This window comes from Streptomyces sp. NPDC044063, from assembly GCF_056434285.1.
This window is the reverse complement of record NZ_JBWKFM010000007.1, coordinates 77,621-92,028: the sequence shown is the minus strand read 5'-3', so window position 1 is coordinate 92,028 and position 14,408 is coordinate 77,621. Positions and strand designations below refer to the sequence as shown.

General features: G+C 69.6%; 30 protein-coding genes and 1 tRNA gene. 2 read left to right on the top strand and 29 right to left on the bottom strand.

Annotated elements, in window-relative coordinates:
* Positions 1-97: 97 nt before the first annotated feature.
* From AC07BS_RS11580 to AC07BS_RS11545, 8 genes are read right to left on the bottom strand one after another with little or no spacing between them, the layout of a single operon-like run.
* Positions 98-469, bottom strand: coding sequence for a hypothetical protein (locus AC07BS_RS11580; protein WP_478931610.1), 372 nt, complete (start codon positions 467-469; stop codon positions 98-100).
* Positions 469-657 carry a hypothetical protein gene (locus AC07BS_RS11575; RefSeq protein ID WP_478931608.1) on the bottom strand — a complete coding sequence of 63 codons (189 nt, stop codon included), beginning with the start codon at positions 655-657 and terminating at the stop codon, positions 469-471. Before AC07BS_RS11575 ends, AC07BS_RS11580 begins: the two co-directional genes overlap by 1 nt.
* Positions 657-986, bottom strand: coding sequence for a hypothetical protein (locus AC07BS_RS11570; protein ID WP_478931606.1), 330 nt, complete (start codon positions 984-986; stop codon positions 657-659). Before AC07BS_RS11570 ends, AC07BS_RS11575 begins: the two co-directional genes overlap by 1 nt.
* Positions 987-1,009: 23 nt before the next feature.
* Positions 1,010-1,189, bottom strand: coding sequence for a hypothetical protein (locus AC07BS_RS11565; RefSeq protein WP_478931605.1), 180 nt, complete (start codon positions 1,187-1,189; stop codon positions 1,010-1,012).
* Between the two features lie 25 nt (positions 1,190-1,214).
* Positions 1,215-1,358, bottom strand: a complete 144-nt coding sequence (locus tag AC07BS_RS11560; RefSeq protein ID WP_478931603.1) for a hypothetical protein — start codon at positions 1,356-1,358, stop codon at positions 1,215-1,217.
* Between the two features lies 1 nt (position 1,359).
* Complete coding sequence (locus AC07BS_RS11555) at positions 1,360-1,512, bottom strand: zinc finger domain-containing protein (RefSeq protein ID WP_478931601.1); 153 nt, start codon at positions 1,510-1,512, stop codon at positions 1,360-1,362.
* Complete coding sequence (locus tag AC07BS_RS11550) at positions 1,509-2,249, bottom strand: zinc finger domain-containing protein (protein WP_478931600.1); 741 nt, start codon at positions 2,247-2,249, stop codon at positions 1,509-1,511. The genes AC07BS_RS11555 and AC07BS_RS11550 overlap by 4 nt, the downstream gene beginning before the upstream one ends.
* Entirely contained in the window at positions 2,246-3,211 is a 966-nt protein-coding gene (locus AC07BS_RS11545) for a mucin-2 (protein WP_478931598.1), read from the bottom strand. The genes AC07BS_RS11550 and AC07BS_RS11545 overlap by 4 nt, the downstream gene beginning before the upstream one ends.
* 129 nt (positions 3,212-3,340) lie before the next feature.
* Between AC07BS_RS11545 and AC07BS_RS11540 the strand changes: the two genes are divergently transcribed.
* Complete coding sequence (locus tag AC07BS_RS11540; RefSeq protein WP_478907680.1) at positions 3,341-3,538, top strand: type II toxin-antitoxin system prevent-host-death family antitoxin; 198 nt, start codon at positions 3,341-3,343, stop codon at positions 3,536-3,538.
* A gap of 65 nt (positions 3,539-3,603) precedes the next feature.
* Here the strand turns inward: AC07BS_RS11540 and AC07BS_RS11535 are convergent, their stop codons facing one another.
* The 21 genes from AC07BS_RS11535 to AC07BS_RS11435 form a co-directional block, all read right to left on the bottom strand.
* Positions 3,604-3,807: a helix-turn-helix domain-containing protein gene (locus AC07BS_RS11535; RefSeq protein ID WP_478931596.1), complete on the bottom strand. Its 204-nt coding sequence runs from the start codon at positions 3,805-3,807 to the stop codon at positions 3,604-3,606.
* Positions 3,804-4,520 carry a hypothetical protein gene (locus AC07BS_RS11530; RefSeq protein ID WP_478931594.1) on the bottom strand — a complete coding sequence of 239 codons (717 nt, stop codon included), beginning with the start codon at positions 4,518-4,520 and terminating at the stop codon, positions 3,804-3,806. The genes AC07BS_RS11535 and AC07BS_RS11530 overlap by 4 nt, the downstream gene beginning before the upstream one ends.
* Before the next feature lie 33 nt (positions 4,521-4,553).
* Positions 4,554-4,628, bottom strand: a tRNA-Leu gene (locus AC07BS_RS11525).
* A gap of 7 nt (positions 4,629-4,635) precedes the next feature.
* Positions 4,636-5,523, bottom strand: coding sequence for a hypothetical protein (locus tag AC07BS_RS11520; protein ID WP_478931593.1), 888 nt, complete (start codon positions 5,521-5,523; stop codon positions 4,636-4,638).
* Entirely contained in the window at positions 5,523-5,996 is a 474-nt protein-coding gene (locus AC07BS_RS11515; RefSeq protein WP_478931591.1) for a hypothetical protein, read from the bottom strand. Before AC07BS_RS11515 ends, AC07BS_RS11520 begins: the two co-directional genes overlap by 1 nt.
* A gap of 66 nt (positions 5,997-6,062) precedes the next feature.
* A complete protein-coding gene (locus tag AC07BS_RS11510) occupies positions 6,063-6,317 on the bottom strand; it encodes a hypothetical protein (RefSeq protein ID WP_478931589.1) in 255 nt (84 codons plus the stop codon).
* Complete coding sequence (locus AC07BS_RS11505) at positions 6,314-6,541, bottom strand: hypothetical protein (RefSeq protein ID WP_478931587.1); 228 nt, start codon at positions 6,539-6,541, stop codon at positions 6,314-6,316. Before AC07BS_RS11505 ends, AC07BS_RS11510 begins: the two co-directional genes overlap by 4 nt.
* Positions 6,538-7,023 (bottom strand): WhiB family transcriptional regulator, encoded by a 486-nt coding sequence (locus AC07BS_RS11500; protein ID WP_478931585.1) that lies wholly within the window; start codon positions 7,021-7,023, stop codon positions 6,538-6,540. The genes AC07BS_RS11505 and AC07BS_RS11500 overlap by 4 nt, the downstream gene beginning before the upstream one ends.
* Entirely contained in the window at positions 7,020-8,456 is a 1,437-nt protein-coding gene (locus AC07BS_RS11495; protein WP_478931583.1) for a DNA cytosine methyltransferase, read from the bottom strand. The genes AC07BS_RS11500 and AC07BS_RS11495 overlap by 4 nt, the downstream gene beginning before the upstream one ends.
* A complete protein-coding gene (locus AC07BS_RS11490; protein ID WP_478931581.1) occupies positions 8,453-9,037 on the bottom strand; it encodes a hypothetical protein in 585 nt (194 codons plus the stop codon). Before AC07BS_RS11490 ends, AC07BS_RS11495 begins: the two co-directional genes overlap by 4 nt.
* On the bottom strand, positions 9,034-9,282 hold the full coding sequence (locus AC07BS_RS11485; RefSeq protein WP_478931579.1) for a hypothetical protein: 249 nt from the start codon (positions 9,280-9,282) through the stop codon (positions 9,034-9,036). Before AC07BS_RS11485 ends, AC07BS_RS11490 begins: the two co-directional genes overlap by 4 nt.
* Positions 9,279-9,566 carry a hypothetical protein gene (locus tag AC07BS_RS11480; RefSeq protein WP_478931577.1) on the bottom strand — a complete coding sequence of 96 codons (288 nt, stop codon included), beginning with the start codon at positions 9,564-9,566 and terminating at the stop codon, positions 9,279-9,281. Before AC07BS_RS11480 ends, AC07BS_RS11485 begins: the two co-directional genes overlap by 4 nt.
* Entirely contained in the window at positions 9,563-9,961 is a 399-nt protein-coding gene (locus AC07BS_RS11475; protein WP_478931575.1) for a hypothetical protein, read from the bottom strand. The genes AC07BS_RS11480 and AC07BS_RS11475 overlap by 4 nt, the downstream gene beginning before the upstream one ends.
* Positions 9,962-10,025: 64 nt before the next feature.
* Complete coding sequence (locus tag AC07BS_RS11470; protein WP_478931573.1) at positions 10,026-10,886, bottom strand: recombinase RecT; 861 nt, start codon at positions 10,884-10,886, stop codon at positions 10,026-10,028.
* The gene (locus tag AC07BS_RS11465; RefSeq protein ID WP_478931571.1) at positions 10,883-11,821 is read right to left on the bottom strand and encodes a YqaJ viral recombinase family nuclease; all 939 of its coding nucleotides are present in this window, start codon (positions 11,819-11,821) and stop codon (positions 10,883-10,885) included. The genes AC07BS_RS11470 and AC07BS_RS11465 overlap by 4 nt, the downstream gene beginning before the upstream one ends.
* On the bottom strand, positions 11,818-12,063 hold the full coding sequence (locus AC07BS_RS11460) for a hypothetical protein (protein WP_478931569.1): 246 nt from the start codon (positions 12,061-12,063) through the stop codon (positions 11,818-11,820). Before AC07BS_RS11460 ends, AC07BS_RS11465 begins: the two co-directional genes overlap by 4 nt.
* Entirely contained in the window at positions 12,056-12,256 is a 201-nt protein-coding gene (locus tag AC07BS_RS11455; RefSeq protein WP_478931567.1) for a hypothetical protein, read from the bottom strand. Before AC07BS_RS11455 ends, AC07BS_RS11460 begins: the two co-directional genes overlap by 8 nt.
* Positions 12,253-12,555 (bottom strand): hypothetical protein, encoded by a 303-nt coding sequence (locus tag AC07BS_RS11450; RefSeq protein WP_478931565.1) that lies wholly within the window; start codon positions 12,553-12,555, stop codon positions 12,253-12,255. The genes AC07BS_RS11455 and AC07BS_RS11450 overlap by 4 nt, the downstream gene beginning before the upstream one ends.
* Positions 12,556-12,623: 68 nt before the next feature.
* Positions 12,624-12,848, bottom strand: coding sequence for a hypothetical protein (locus AC07BS_RS11445; RefSeq protein ID WP_478931563.1), 225 nt, complete (start codon positions 12,846-12,848; stop codon positions 12,624-12,626).
* Positions 12,845-13,243 carry a hypothetical protein gene (locus AC07BS_RS11440; RefSeq protein WP_478931561.1) on the bottom strand — a complete coding sequence of 133 codons (399 nt, stop codon included), beginning with the start codon at positions 13,241-13,243 and terminating at the stop codon, positions 12,845-12,847. The genes AC07BS_RS11445 and AC07BS_RS11440 overlap by 4 nt, the downstream gene beginning before the upstream one ends.
* Before the next feature lie 242 nt (positions 13,244-13,485).
* Positions 13,486-13,704 (bottom strand): helix-turn-helix domain-containing protein, encoded by a 219-nt coding sequence (locus tag AC07BS_RS11435; RefSeq protein WP_478931559.1) that lies wholly within the window; start codon positions 13,702-13,704, stop codon positions 13,486-13,488.
* 236 nt (positions 13,705-13,940) lie between these two features.
* On the opposite strand from AC07BS_RS11435, the gene AC07BS_RS11430 reads away from it, so the two are divergent.
* On the top strand, positions 13,941-14,399 hold the full coding sequence (locus AC07BS_RS11430; RefSeq protein ID WP_478931558.1) for a helix-turn-helix domain-containing protein: 459 nt from the start codon (positions 13,941-13,943) through the stop codon (positions 14,397-14,399).
* Positions 14,400-14,408: the final 9 nt, after the last annotated feature.

Genomic DNA, 14,408 nt, shown 5'->3' with positions numbered 1-14,408 from the left:
TCCTTGTGTCGGCCGGTCAGGCGCCGGCGGTCGGGTGGGGTGACGAGGATGCTCGTCGCGGGGCAGATCACGGCTACGCAGGCCAGCACCGCACCCATCAGCGGCTTCCCGACTCGTCGACGAACGCGAGTTGGCCAGCTGCCTCGACAGCAGCCCGGCGGGAGGAGGCTGCAGTCTGCCGGTGGTGCTCGGCGTCGTAGGCGAGATGACAGCCCTGGCAAAGGGCGCGCAGGTTCTCGGGAGCGCAGTTCTCCGGCGTGTGGTCCAAGTGCGCGGTGGTGAGTACCACCAGGGAGCCGGTGCCATAGGCCGGTGCGCCATGCCGGTTCGGGCAACGGCCCTCGTGCGTACCGCGGCCGCACTCACCGAGACACTCGCACTGACCGGCCGCACGCTCGAAACGGATGCGCCGGCTGACCTCCGGCCAGTCGGCCGGGTACCGGTGACGCTCCACGGGGCGGATGGGCATCAGGGCTCCTTGTGGTCGGTCTGGCGGAGGCCGGCCCGCATGTCCCGGTAGGCGACCGCGGCGAGCAGGACGGCGACGACGAGGAGGGCGGCGGTCAGCGGCGGGCTGTCGGTGAGCCAGGCGCTGGACCCGAGGAGGACTGCGGCGCTGCTGGTGGCGCTGGCGCGGGCGAGTCGGAGGTCGTCCATCACGCGCACCCCCTGCCAGCGAGGGCTGGGCAGTTGGCGAGGTGTTCCCGGCCGCGGCTGACGAACCAGCTGTCGCAGCACCAGTCGGCCAGCAACTCGTCCTGGACGGGTGGCCGTCGGAGGCGTTCGGCTCGACGGGCTCGCAGGGCGGCTGTGCGGGCCTGTGTGGCGTTGTGGTGCTCGTGGTGGACGAGGAGGGCCAGGAGGAGGGTCACGGCCCCGTAGGAGGCCGTCTGGCGCCATTCCTGGGCGTGTGTGGCGTGGAGGGTGGCGGCGGCCATGGTGCCGGCGGTGAGCGCGGCTATGAGGGTGCCGGTGCGGTGGGTCATGAGGGTGCCTCCGGTTGCGGCGGTTAGGCGTTGGGTCGGGTCAGGGCAGCGAGTTCGTGACGGAGGAGTTCGAGGCTGGCGATGCCCCAGTTGTTCAGTTCCATGGCGGCGACGTCGGTGAAGGCTTCGAGGGCTTCGAGCCGGGTGTAGAGCTCGTCGAGCTGGCTGCCGGTGAGGTCGTCGAGGCGGATGCGGTCGGTCATGGCGGTGGCTCCTGGCTGGCGGGTGTCAGTCGGCGTAGGTCATCCACTGGTCGTGCTGGGAGCACTCGCATGCGCAGTTGTGCGAGCGCTCGCACGGGCAGGGCTCGCAGCAGTAGTGCGTGCCGCAGTTTCGGCAGTTGGGGCGGTGGCAGTCTTCGCAGTTGTCCATGTCAGTGGGCCTTTCGGTTCCAGGCGGTGATGCGGGCGTCGTGGCTGGGGATGCGGATGGGGCGACCGCGGGGGCTGGTGCAGCGTTGGCCGGCGGGGGCGTGGCACCAGGGGCAGCGGATGGCGTGCTCGGGGTGAGTCAGGGGCGCGGTCACGAGGCGGCCGCTTCCTCGGTGTCGGGCGGCGCGGGGGTGGGGATCACGGTGCCGGGCGGGAGGGCGGCGAGCGCGGCCCGAGAGGCTTCGCGGCGCCGTTCCAGCTCACGCTCGGCTTCCGCACGGGCGTCGAGCGACTGTCCGGAGGCGAGGAAGCGGCTGGCTTCGATGCGGCTGGGGTGGGCGTCGCGCATCCGAGGCGTCCGGCTGTTGTGGCAGGACACTCCCGGTTCGGCGCCGCAGCGCGGGCAGGGAGCGGCGAGTTCGGGGCGCCGGCTGAGAGCCTCGCGGCCAACGGCGTTGAGGATCGCTCGGCCCCGGCCTTCGGCGCTCGCAGCGTCGCCCTTGATGATCGCGGCCCGGGCTGTCTGCGCGGGGATCTGCCCGCTGGCCGCGGCCCGGGTGAGGGCGCGCATGTTCTGGATCGACTGAGCGCCGGTCTCGCCCGGGATGCCGTCGTACATGGTGTTGGCGTCGGCGAGGCGGGCGTTGCGGATCTGCTGGCGGTGGTGGCGGACATGGTGGGGCTCGAGCCACCGGCGCTTGGTCGGGTCGAACTTCGCGGCGCCGTCGAGGGTGGTGCTGCCGTAGAAGGCGGCGACGGCGTCGAGGGTGTCCTGGTCGAGGGGGATGTCGCGGAGGGCGGTGGCCCAGGCTTTGCCGGCGACAGCACTGGGCTGCCGGTTGTCGAAGGCGGCGGCGTGGGCGAGGAGCTGGAGGGCTTCGGCGGGTGTCACTGGTCCTCCTGGGCGGCTTGTTCGGCGAGGGCGAGCCAGCCGGCGACCTTGGCGTCGGTGCCGGCGAGCTGGCCGGGAGTCTGGAAGGGGATGACCTGGCCGACGGCGGCCGGGAGGTTGTTCGTGGCCTGCGGCTGGGCGGGGGCATCGGGGAGGGCGCGCCAGGCAGGTACGAAGTAGCGGGCGGATCGGGGCTGGCTGCGTGCGCCGTGCCAGCTGGCGGTGGCCGAGCTGACGAGGACGGGGATGCCGCATCGCTTGATGAGGGCTTCGATCAGGAACCACTCGGCCGGCTTCAGGTCCCAGCCGACGACGAGTCGGGCAGTGGTGAGGGCCTCGACGAGGGGGCGGCAGGAGTCGGGGATCCGGGGACGGTCACCGACGTGCGGGAGCGCGCTGTCGCAGCTAGCTAGCTCCTCCTTCTCTTCCAGGGGAAGAGAAGGAGGGAGAGGGTTAGGGCGCGGGCGCGCGCGAGTCTGACTTTCGTCCCCGGGGGACACACCCGCCTGACCTGCGGAATCTCGAAAAACAGGGGTGTCTTTCGCGCGCGAAACATCTTCTTTTCCATCTCGATTCGACGCTGAATCATCGGCGAATCGACGAGCGTTTTCCTCCGCGGCCCTCTGCTCACGCTTCTTCACGGCCGCCTTCTCGCGACGCTTCTCGACAACCGCACGGGAGGAGTTCGGGCCGATGTAGTCGTGCAAGACGTAGTCGCCCGGCTCCGGCTGGGCGCAACGACGGCAGGCGTGTCCCGCGGCGTGAAGCATGCCGACGGACACGAGCTTCTTGATCTGCGGCGCGGTGCCGTACAGGGCGGCGATCTCGGCCGGGATGACGCCGTCAGTCAGGTAGTCGCAGGCGTACGAGCCGAACCGGGTCCACAGCCCGAAGGCGGCGTTGCCGACGCGCATGACCTTGCGGTGAGCGTGTGCGCTCGTGTCGACGGCGAAGTGGGGCATGTGGTGCTCTTCTCGGTCGTGTCAGCAGGGGACGCAGGAGAAAAGGCGAGGTCAGGGCGGTAATTCGGCTATCCCGACCTTCAATGTGTACACTAGCGTACGCTCGCGTACCTTGGCTACCATCTGCGTATGCCTGCGAACACAAGCGCCGAGATCGGGATCCGCGAACTGCGAGCCGCACTGTCCGACGTCCTGAACGAGACCGCCGTCCGCGGCCGCGTCACCTACGTGACCAGCCGAGGCCGACGCATCGCGGCGATCGTCCCGGTGCCGGACGCCGAAGCCATCGAGGAAACACGGGCAGTGCAGCCGCCAACGGACGTGTAACTCCGGAGCCTGGCCATGAGGCGAAAGGCCCGCACGGGCTACCATCTCGGCACCCCCCTGGACTGTCACCGCGCGTTCCAACGCTTGGCACCCTTGGGCAGCCCCTTCGGCCGCATCGTCACGCCGGCCTCCAGCAACAGCGCGCGCGTCAGTGTGTACGAGCGGCGCGTCTCGACCGCGAGGTCCTGGATAGTGGCACCGGCCTCGTACCGCGGCACGAGACGAGCCGCGACGTCACGACGGGCCTCGCCCCGCAGGTGCGCGGTCACCGAACATCGCCTTCCAGCGCGGCCCGGCCGATCGCGTGAGGCGAAGGGCCGAGGGCGTCGTCGTGGTCTTCCTCCCGGAGCCCAGTCCAGTAATCGACGACGAGAGCGTTGATCGCGTCCTCGTACTCCTGGCGCGACATCTGCGCGAAGACCTGGCGGGCCAAGTACGCCACGTCGTCGGCGTTCAGTGGCTGGTCGGGGTTCTGCTTGTGGGCCTCGGCTAGAGCGCTGGTGAACTTGATGTACCAGTTCATGCGGAACACCGGCTGGAGCTGGCTCGGGCGGAACTCGGGGTGCAGGTGGCCTGACGGGCTCGCGCTGAGGCCGACCGTCGCGAGCCGAGCCTTCAGGGACCGGAGCGCGGCCTCGGAGTGCCTGGCCTTCTCGGCGTCCAGCGACTGCTCTTCCTCCGGCCTGAGTGCACGGAAGGGCAAGGTGTTCGCGTGGCGGACGACTTCCTCGAAGGATGCCCCGTCGAAGTACTCGTTGCCGCCGGAACGCTGCCACCTCTTCTCGCAGAAGGCGATAAGGGATCGCTCGTTCGCGGCGAAGTCGGCATGCGCTGGTGACACCCACGTGCGGTCAACCGTTACTGCGTACCGTGCTGCGTCCCGCGCATGGGAGGCGAGTCGGTTCGTCGGCTCGATTGTGCGGCCGACCTTGACGACGCTGTTGCTGAAATCTATGACGTAGATGAATCCTTCGTTGCTCACTCCTCCGCCTTTCCACGTACTGGTGGTGCTGGGTGCCCGGAACGAGATTCGAACTCGCACGTTTGCCGGTTTTAAGCCGGTTGCGTCTACCAGTTGCGCCACCCGGGCTGGGCGTTCACGCTGCGGATCGGTCGCGACCCCGCCGTCGGATCCGCGCGACGGCTGACCCTTCGCCGACAGTGCCGCGGACTTTCCCGGCGCGGCGATCGCATCCCCAGTGCCCGGACGGTGTCTCCCCCTCGTGCCACAGGGCTCGAAACCGGCGACGCCCCTTCATCAGCTGCGACTTCAACCCGCTCTCAGATCCGAAAAGACGGGCAGCCTCGTCGTAGTCCCCTGCAGCAGCCAGGGCCTGGACGGCGGCCAGCTGCCGGGGGGTGAGGGCGGGGAGGATCTGCTCGATGGCGAGGCGTTCGACGATGGCGTTTTCGGGGCTTGGTACGGCGCGCCCAGCCCATTTCCAGTACAGGGCGTAGTTCCGGCCGCTGTTGCTGCTGTCGCGCCTGGCACCGTGGTGCCGCATGCTGGCCCTGACGTCGTCGGCCAGTGCGCGGCGTCCGGCCTCCATGAGTTCGGTCCGCCGCGGCGCGCTGTCAACGGTGTAAAGGTGCTCGACGATGCCGTGCCAGGCAGCGGCGTACAGGTCGTCGCGGTCGCCGGCGGGCCACCACGCGCGGTTGTTGGAGACGACGGCCCGGGCGAGCTGGTCGAGGTCGGCGAGGGCCCACCCGTAGCGGACGCCCATATCGTCTTCGGGCTCTACCGCCGGCGGCTCTACTTCAGTGGGGTAGAGAGCGAATGAGCCGACGACCGCTCCGGCATTGATCACCTCGCCCGTCAGCGTGTCGTGGTCCAGGTGGATGTCGACCCGGCGGGCCGCGAGGTAGCCGCGGGCGTGGCGGTGTGCGGCGGCAGCTAGGTCCGCGGTCTGGTCGGCTTCGACGGTGAGGGGCGGGATGCCGGAGTCCGCCCCGATCTTCATGTGCAGGGTGTACGTCGCCATCAGGCCGCCTCCTCGGGCTCAGCCGCGGGACGGGTCGGCGCAGCGGCGGTCGAGGTCTCCGGCATGCCTGGCAGGAGGAGATCGGTGTAGCGGGCGGGGTGATCTCCGGCTACATCGCGGCAGCCGGGATAGCGGCACCAGTGGGAACCGGCGAACGTCACGCCCCCGTCAGCTGTGAGCGCCAAGGCAGCGAGCGCGCGGGCGAGCGCGTTGAACGCTTCAGCGCACCCCTTGCCGCCGTATTGGAGGACATCGCCTTTGTGAGCAATGACATCCAGGCACTGGCGTCCGATGGCAGCAATCTGCCGATAGCTGAACTGCCTCAGTTTCATCATGTGCATCGGGACAGCCGCGCCGAGGGCCGCCATCAGCAGCAGATTTTCCGCTGCTGCGGCCGCGGCAGCATTCGACGAGAATGCAGCCGAATCGGCGAGGCACGCCTCCAAAACATCGAGGTCGTTTTCTTCGTTCATAAAAGGGCCTCCACAAGCCTGGTGCTCCCGGGGCGGGGGTGCGTGGTCGCCCCGCCCCGGGGGCCGTCAGTCGTCGTCCTCGCAGATGTCGATGGCGTCGTGATCGTGGTGCTTGTGCTTCTTCGGCTTGGCCTTGGTCTTGGCCGGCTTGGGCTTCGAGGCACTCCGGCTACTGCCGCCCTTCGATCCGCCGGAGGGGCGCTCCGGGGCCGCCAGGGCCGCCACGGGGGCGGCGTCGCAGTCGTCGGGGGCGTCGCTGCACGCGGTAAGCGTGGCGGCGAGCAGGAGCAGGACGGCCGCGGGTGCGGTCGCGCGCTTCATGAGGAGCCCTTCGGGTCGATGGGGCACTGGTGGGAGGTGATCGTGTCCGTGATGGTCAGCACGCCGGCCGCGCTCGCGTGGGCCGTCCAACCGCACCGGCCGCACCGGTAGTCGGCCGTGGGGAGACGGAGCCAGTAGCCGCATCCCGGGGCCCACGGGCGGGTGTAGTCGCCCATGTCGATGTGGAGCCCCGGGAGCGTGGCCGGCGGCCATATGCCGCTCATGCCGCCTGCTGGGCCCGCGTGACGTCGTCCTGCATGTGGCTGGGCTCCACACACCCCCGGTGTCCGCAGCCAGAGACCCGGCCCTCAGGCTCACGGTGGTGGTGGAACCTGAAAGCGATCCGGTACGCGGAGAAGTTCTTGGTGCCAGACCGCAGGACAGGGCAGCCGCCCTTGGAGAAATAGCCACTCCACCCCAGGTGACCGTCAGGCAGCGCCCTGGTCCGGGAATAGAAGAGGGTGGCGAGGTCGCCTCTCGTCGGGGGGCGCTGCTTGTCCAGCTGCACTCCTCCCCACATGCCGTGCTCGTCGCCGCTGCGCTCGGCCAGGTCCAGGCACTGCGCTCGGACAGGACAGCGACGGCAGTAGGCCAGTGCGTCCTCGCGGTCCTGCACAGCCTCGGCGTCGTAGCCCACGGTGAAGAACAGCTCGGGGTCGGCACCGCGGCAGGCCGCGAAGTTCATCCAGTCGGTGGTCGTCCTCATGACAGTGCCTCCATGACGCGTGCACCGATCCACTGGGCGACGTTGGACGAGACGGCGTTGCCAGCCTGCATGGTCTGCTCGCCCTTGTTGCCGTGGACGATGTAGTCCTCGGGGAACCGCTGGGCGAGGAGCTGCTCGCGGGGCTGCACCATGCGGAAGTAGCAGTCCTCGACCGCGGGCGCCGGGGCGAGGAGCCCGGCGGAGTCCTTCGTGCCGAGCGTCAGCATCGGCTCGGCCGTCGTCTTCGGTGCTGCGTTGCGGTACGGGATGACGAGCCCGTGGTGGTTCCCGCCCGCGGTGACGGTGGCGAGCGGTCGGCGGACGGTCTCGGCGCCGCCGTTGCGCCGGTACTCGACGACGAACGGAGAGGCGACCAGGGCCTCGAAGCCCTTGGGGTTCGCCATGCGGGTACGCATCGGCTGCCCCGTGTGGGTGGGCTCGGTGTTCCAGGTGCCGCCTGACGGGACGAGGAGCCCCTCGCCGATCTTCACGGTGCGGGACGGCAGTGGCGCCCCATCGGCGGGGAACGCGCGCCCGTCGTGGCCTGAGTGGTTGACCGTGACGATGGTGCGGGTCTGCGGGTACTGCTCCAGACCCTTGCGGATGCGACGCATCGTGGCCGCGGCGAGCGGCTTGTCGCGGTCGCCGATCCGCGTCCCGGTGTTGGACCAGTCGATGATGGAGGCGGCCGGCCGGATGTACGGCTCGACGATCGCGTGACGGCACCGGCTGTTCGGGCACCGGTAGTCGTACTGCTGCTTGTACTTCCCGATCGTGCGGCCGTTGCGCCACGACTGCACCGCGTCGACGTCCTCGCTACAGTCCGGGCACCAGGCGCGTGGGCGGGGCTTCAGGTCCGGGAGGGGGATGCCCTTGCGGGTGAAGGCGATATAGATCCGGTCCCGCCACTGCGGCGCCCGGTCGTTCCCGTCGTCGTCTCCGAGGTGCGCCGAGGAGGCGGACACGACCTGGGAGTTGTAGCCGAGCATCTCCATGCCCGTGCGCCACCAGGCGAACAGCTCCCAGTCCACGGCGAACTCCACGACGTTCTCGCACAGCACCACCTTGTAGCGGTGGACCTCGGTCGCCCGGATGACGTCGTAGGCGGTGGCGCGGGTCCGCTCCCACGCGGCGTCCGGCACCGAGCCGTACTCCATGAGCGCGAGCTGGCCCTTGGTCCGCTTCCGCCCGCCGGCCGGGCTGATCTCCGTGCAGATCGGGGACGCCCACAGGACGTCCGTCTTCGGCAGCCTCCGCATGTCGTAGTTGTTGATGTCGGCGCACAGGTGGTCGGCGTCCCGGTGGTTGGCGGCGTGGGTCTCGATCGCGCGCTGCCAGTGGTTCGCGGCGAGCTTCAGTTCCAGCCCGGCGGAGACGAGACCGGTCGAGGAACCGCCCGCGCCACAGAAGATGTCGGTGAAGGTCAGCGTCATCGTGGAGTCGCCCCCTGAAGAAGGTGTGGCCAGCGGACTTTGTTCAGTCGTGCGCGTTGGGCGTCCGGCAGGATGAACTCCGGGCGGCTGTAGTGGTCGAGGCCGGCGGCCCGCAGCCACCACGCGTCGCACCGGTCGCCACCACGATCGGGAGCGAACTCGGCTCCGGCGGCCAGGTAGGCGGCCGCGGCCATGCGCTCTTTGGTGGCTTTGCCGTAGTCCGTGGCGTGGCTCTTGAGCGTGGCCGGGGCCACCAGGGCGTACGGAACCTCGGCGTCGAGCAGCTCCGCCTTGACGATGCCGTGCACGTGAGCAGTGACACCCGCACCCATCGCGTGCCGCGGCAGGTCCTCGAGGACCGCCACGTGCGGCTCGGTGGAGACGAGGATGCGGCGGATCTCATCCCGGATGATCAGCAACCGGCGGTCCCCGTCGCGCAGGTGGGTGGGGATCAGGTAGGTCGTGCCGCCGGGGAGGGCGACGCCGGTGGAGGTGAGAGACAGATCGAGGCCCAGGACGCGGAGGGCGCGGCCCGCCCCGGCCGAAGCCGGGGCGGACACGCTCGTGGTGAGACGGTTCACTGGGCACCGTCCTCGGCGTCGTGTGCGGCGAGGGCGTCCTCGTCCTGCTCCGCAGTGCCCACGGCCGCGGTCGCCGGCCAGTACCGGTGGCGGCCCCGCTTGCGGCCGCCGAGGCCGGTCAGTCCGGCGAGCCAACAGCCGACCCACCACACGCTGGCGAGGATGCACAGCAGCAGGACTGCGAGCCACACGAGCAGGCCGGTGAGGATCAGAGCAAGAACCAGAGGGGTGCCTGGGAATGTCATGGCGTCTCCTCGGGGGTGAGGGGCCGGGTGGTGTGGCAGTCCACGCACCGGGCGGTGTCGGCCTGCTCGTCGACCTCGTGCGGGAGATGCAGCCCCTCGCAGGGCGCGCAGGGCAGGTAGCGGACGGCGTAGACGTCACGGAGATCGAAACCGGCATAGGCTCCGGGGCTGTACCGGCCCTGCCGGAGCCGCGCAGTGGCGGCGATCAGCCGGCCGTTGACGGCCCAGGCCACTGCGGTGAGCCCGCCCAGGCCCAGGCCCGCGCCCGCCATAGCGGTGATCACGAGACCACCCCCGGCTCACGCGCGGCCGACATCTTGGGAGCGAGCGTCCCGGACCGGTCCAGCAGCTCGCGGCTCATGGCGTCGTTCGACCGCTGCAGCATCTCCATCTGCGCCGCCAGGGATCGACGGGCACGCTCCGAAAGCTCCAGCGCACTACCCCCGGGCTGCTCCCGCTCCTGCGCAAGCTCGGCCCGGTAGCCCGCACACCCGCGGGACAGCCGGTCGATGCGGCTGCTCAGCTGTGCGGCCTCGGCCACCTGGCCCTGCCGCGCCGCCTGCAGCAGCCCCTCCAGACGCACGACCCGCTCGTCCAGGCGCCGGGCGCTCCTCTCCGCCTCCGACCGCGCCTCCCGCTCCATCCGGAGGTCACGCTCCAGGTCGCGAAGCTCGCGCATCAGGCGAAAGATCGTGTGCCAGCGCCTGCGGAGGCTGCCTCGGAGGATGTTGTACTTGCGGCGGCTAACGGGCATTGTGGGCCTCCCCGGGCTGGGCCACCGTCGGCCACTCCGTGACGCCGGGCTCGTCGTCGACGAACTCCGCCTCGATCGGCTCGTCCACGGGCTCACCCTCAGAGACCGGGACAGCAGCCGGCGGGGCCGGCGACGGCCGGTTCTCCGCAGCGACTTCGGCAGCTGCTCGGAGCTGCTCGCGCATGTACTCGGCGCTGGTCGGTACCCACTTCGTCAGCCGGTGCGCCGCCGTCTTCATCCACATGGCCTCTTCATGCTTCTGCCACGGGGAGTACGGGCTGTCGGAGCCCTGGCTCAGGGCCTTGGCCGCCATGACCTGGGCCCGGTTAAGAACGACGACCTTCGAGGTCGCACCGTCCTTCATCACGGCATACGCGTACACCAGGCGCAGCGGGCCGCGGTCGGTGGCGTCCCAGTCGATCTCGTGGTGGGGGCGCTCGTCCCGGCCGGGTGAGTACCGGAAGGTGTCGGCCTCGCGGACGACTTCCACGATCACGGACGACACGGCCCCGGCCCGGTAGATCAGCTCGATCTCGCCCTGGTAGCCGCGGATGCCCTGGATCTCCAGGCGGCCCTTGGTCTTGCGCGGCACGAGGTAGAACTGCTCGGTGCCCGGCGTCAGGCCGAGTTGGGCGGCGTCCATGAGAGCCCCCATGAGGGCGGCCGGGTTGTTGCTCGCCGCCTGGGCAAGGTTCCTGTCCCGGCGCAGGACACCGACGGCAAGGCGGACGAAGGTGTCCGGCTTCACGTGGGACGGCATGACCTGGGCGAGGTCGGCCTTGTACTGCTGGACGAGGGCGCCAGGCCCGCTGTCCCGGACGGCAATAGCGTTGGAGACGGTCTCGGTCATCGGGCGGTCCTTCGCGTGCGGGAGGGCAGGAGCTGGTGGGTCTTGCCGTCGCGGACAGTGCGGGTAGCGATTCGCTCCCCCAGGCACACCGCCCGCCGGCCGGTGCCGATCGCGTCGAGGAGCTCGCCCTTGCAAGCGGTCAGCTCGTCCTCGGCCTCCCAGAAGGCGTCCTGCGCCAAGTGGAAGCGATCACGCAACCCGGCGAGGACCTCGACATCAATGTCGTCGAGCCCTTCGGGGAGTTCACGGATGGCCTGGTACGTCGCGGCGTGGCCGTCGATCGACGGACGCTCGTTAGCGGCGAGCGTGCGCATGAACTCCTCGGCCGCAGCCCGCATGAACGCTGCCTCGTCCGAGTCGTACTCCACGACGTACTCCCGGTACTCGGCCCCGGCGATCCGGACAGCGACGTGGCAGCGGGACACGCCGAGGACGTCGCAGTACCAGAGGCACTGGGCCCGGTAGTGCACCGGAATCTCGCCGGTCCCCTCGGCGCCCCACCCCTCGGCGTCGCGAGAGGTCTTTGCCTCCAGCAGCTCCGTGGGTGGGCCGCCGATGGTGGCGGTCACCGGGCGGATGATGCGATCGGGATTGGCGATCTGCCACGGACGCTCGCTGTGCGCGTACGTGGGCGCGGCGGTGAGGTCCCAATCGCGGTGGTTGATCGCGAAGCGGTTGCAGATACCCGGCTCATCGACCTTTCCCCAGTACATCGCCTCGGTCTCCTCGACCGGGGCAAGGAGACCCTTCTTGCGGTGCCAGAGGGAGAACGGGGACTCGTACGGGCTGATCCCCAGGACGGCAGCGATCTCGGAGCCACCGATGCCACCCGCCCGAGCGGCGTGCCACTCGGGACTCCCGGGCCTGAACCAGCCGACGATGGTCGGCCCGGCGGCCGGGGCCTTCGCGGCCCCGGCCGACGCGGTCTCAGTCATCGGCCACCACCGCCCGGCTCGACCAGGGCGAAGGAGATCCGGCCCGGCTGGTAGCGGCGGCGCAGGTAGCCAGCACGGGTCAGCAGGTCGAGATCACGGCGAGCCGTGCCCCGCTTCGGCGCGTCGTGCCCGGCACGTCGGTGCGCCGCCAGCACGCGATGGGTCGTCCACGTCCCGCCCTGGCGCCGGATGGACTCCAGCAGGTCGACGACCCGGGGGCAGAAAGGAGGAATGTCAAGCATCGGCCCGCCCTTCCGTCAAGCCCAGCGCCTCCAGCAGATGACGCGCGTCCTGCTCGTCACGCGCCGAGCGCTGCACCAGTCGCCGGGCAGCCGCGCTGTCCTCCGACGGAATGGGGAAGACACCCACCACGTCGCTGACACGGCCGAGCCGCTCGTTGATCGGGATACCGGTCCCGTCCGCTCGGGCAGTCACGCGGCATCACCCTGGCTCTGCGAGGGGATGGCCTGCGCGAGGTTCCCGAACTGCAGTCGATGCGCCGTGATGATCCGGTTCAGCTGATCCCGCAGCCGAATCGCCTCGTGGAACGAGATCTCGATCTGCGCCCGGTAGTCCATGCAGGACGCGTCCTCCACGTCCTCCAGACGAGCATCGACCTCCGCCATCTCCACATCGACACCCGGGCCAGTCACCTCAGCCAGCGCGTCGAGCGCATCCAGCACATCGTTCTGCGCGTCCGACCACTCCCGCACCAGGCCCTTGAGCGTCTCCATCCGGATCTCATCCGCCCGGAGCACCACGCCCAGCCCGTTGACAGCGAGGGAGAACCCCAACCCCGCCTTCACCGCACATCCCCTTCGAACTCGACGAGGACCGCGCGCAGCTGCTCGACCGCCGTGGCGATGCACGCCCGCATCCGCTCGGCCTCAGCCGCGGTCTCCGGCGACTGCAACAGCCCCCGGTCGTGCAAGGCCTGCGCCGCATCCATGGCGGGGCTGACCGCTACCCCGCGGTCCCACGACGCCTCGATCACCCGGGCGGCGTGCACTACCTGCTGCTCGCTCATGCCGCCACCGCCTTGGGCTCGGCCGGCACCGCCGGGTCCATCAGCTGATGGCGCTCCTCGTCCAGCAGCCCCTCCATCAGGGCCGGGTCGTGAAGGTCGGCCGGAATGCTGACCGCGATCTCCACCGGCACGTCACGCCAGGTGGTCGTGATCTCGTACGTCCGCAGACGCACCCCGAGCGCCTCGTAGGTGCCGGGCCGGGGCCGGGGGGTGGCACCGAAGAGGTCGGCGACGACGTGCAGCGTCGCGAAGTTCCCGTCGAGCGGGCCACAGACGTAGCCGCGCAGCGTGCCCGGATCGACCGACCAGCGGACCACGGTCAGATCCGGGTGATCGGTGAGCACCTGCACCAGCGCCAGGGCCGGCGGTAGCTGGGGGTTAGGCTGTGTGTTCACGGTGATCCTCTTTCGTTGGTGTGAGAGGTGATCCGTATGGGGTCGCGCCGGGTAGCAGCCGGTGGCGGCCCCTCTTCATCAAGCAGCGGCGCTGTCAGCGCCTAGAGCCGGCCTTCCGGGACTAGCGAAGATTCGCCGCAGGCGAGCGATCACCTCCGCCGACGGAAGCGGAGCTTCCGCGACTTCGCGGTGTATGCGCTCGATGACTTCGTCCCCCAAGAGCGCACGGCGCTCAGCGGGTGTCATACGGAGACCTCGATGCGTTCCATGAGCGCCTCGACGTGAACGCCGTACGTCTCGCAGATGCGCAGCATCGAATTCAGGTCAGGCTGTGACTCGCCATTGAGGATCCGGTACATCGCCGACTCCGCGATCTGCGTGCGCCGGGCGATGGCGTAGCCCGTGTAGTCGCCGTGCTTGCCGGTCTCTTCCAGCAAGCGATCAATGCGCAGGCGGAACACAAGTCCTCCCTCTTCTTGCTGACCAGGGGGCATTCCTCCCTGACGAGGGAAACTCTACGGGGCAACCTCCCTCCCTAGCAAGGGAGAGGTCGCTCTCGGTTCAGCCTCTTTCCTGGGTTCGCACGATCGTTCGGACTAATGTCGCCACGGGGGATGTAGACGGCTGGCCAGACAGCAGCCCTCGCTAGGGAGGGAGGCTAGCTTTACCCCCTCGCTAGGGAGGTAAGGTACCCCTCATGACAGCCCACGAGGCACTCACGCGCGCCCAGAAGTTCGCCAACGTTGTCAAGGCGGCAGCCGACCGTGCTGGCTATACGGAGTACGGCGCAGTGGCCCGCCTGGCACGCGAATCAGGCCTCTCCGACACGACTGTCAGCGCCATGTTGAAAGGCAAACGAATCCCGGATGCGACGACGTTTGCCCGCCTGGCAGAGGCGCTGCAAATTCCGCTTCGCGAACTGCTCGTTTCCGCCGAAATTGTTCCTGCTTCAACACTGCACGAGATCGCCACACCCCCGGTACGATCACAGCCCATGTCAGCCGAAGAAGCCGCCGACGGGCTGGGCATCACGGACCCCGTAGGACGCGAGATGCTCGTAGCCACGATCGAACGACTCAAGAGGCTGGAGCGGGGACAAGACACCCCCGGCGCCAAGAGCGATGGCGACGAGGGAGGCGTAGCAGCCGGACGTTGAACGGGGGGC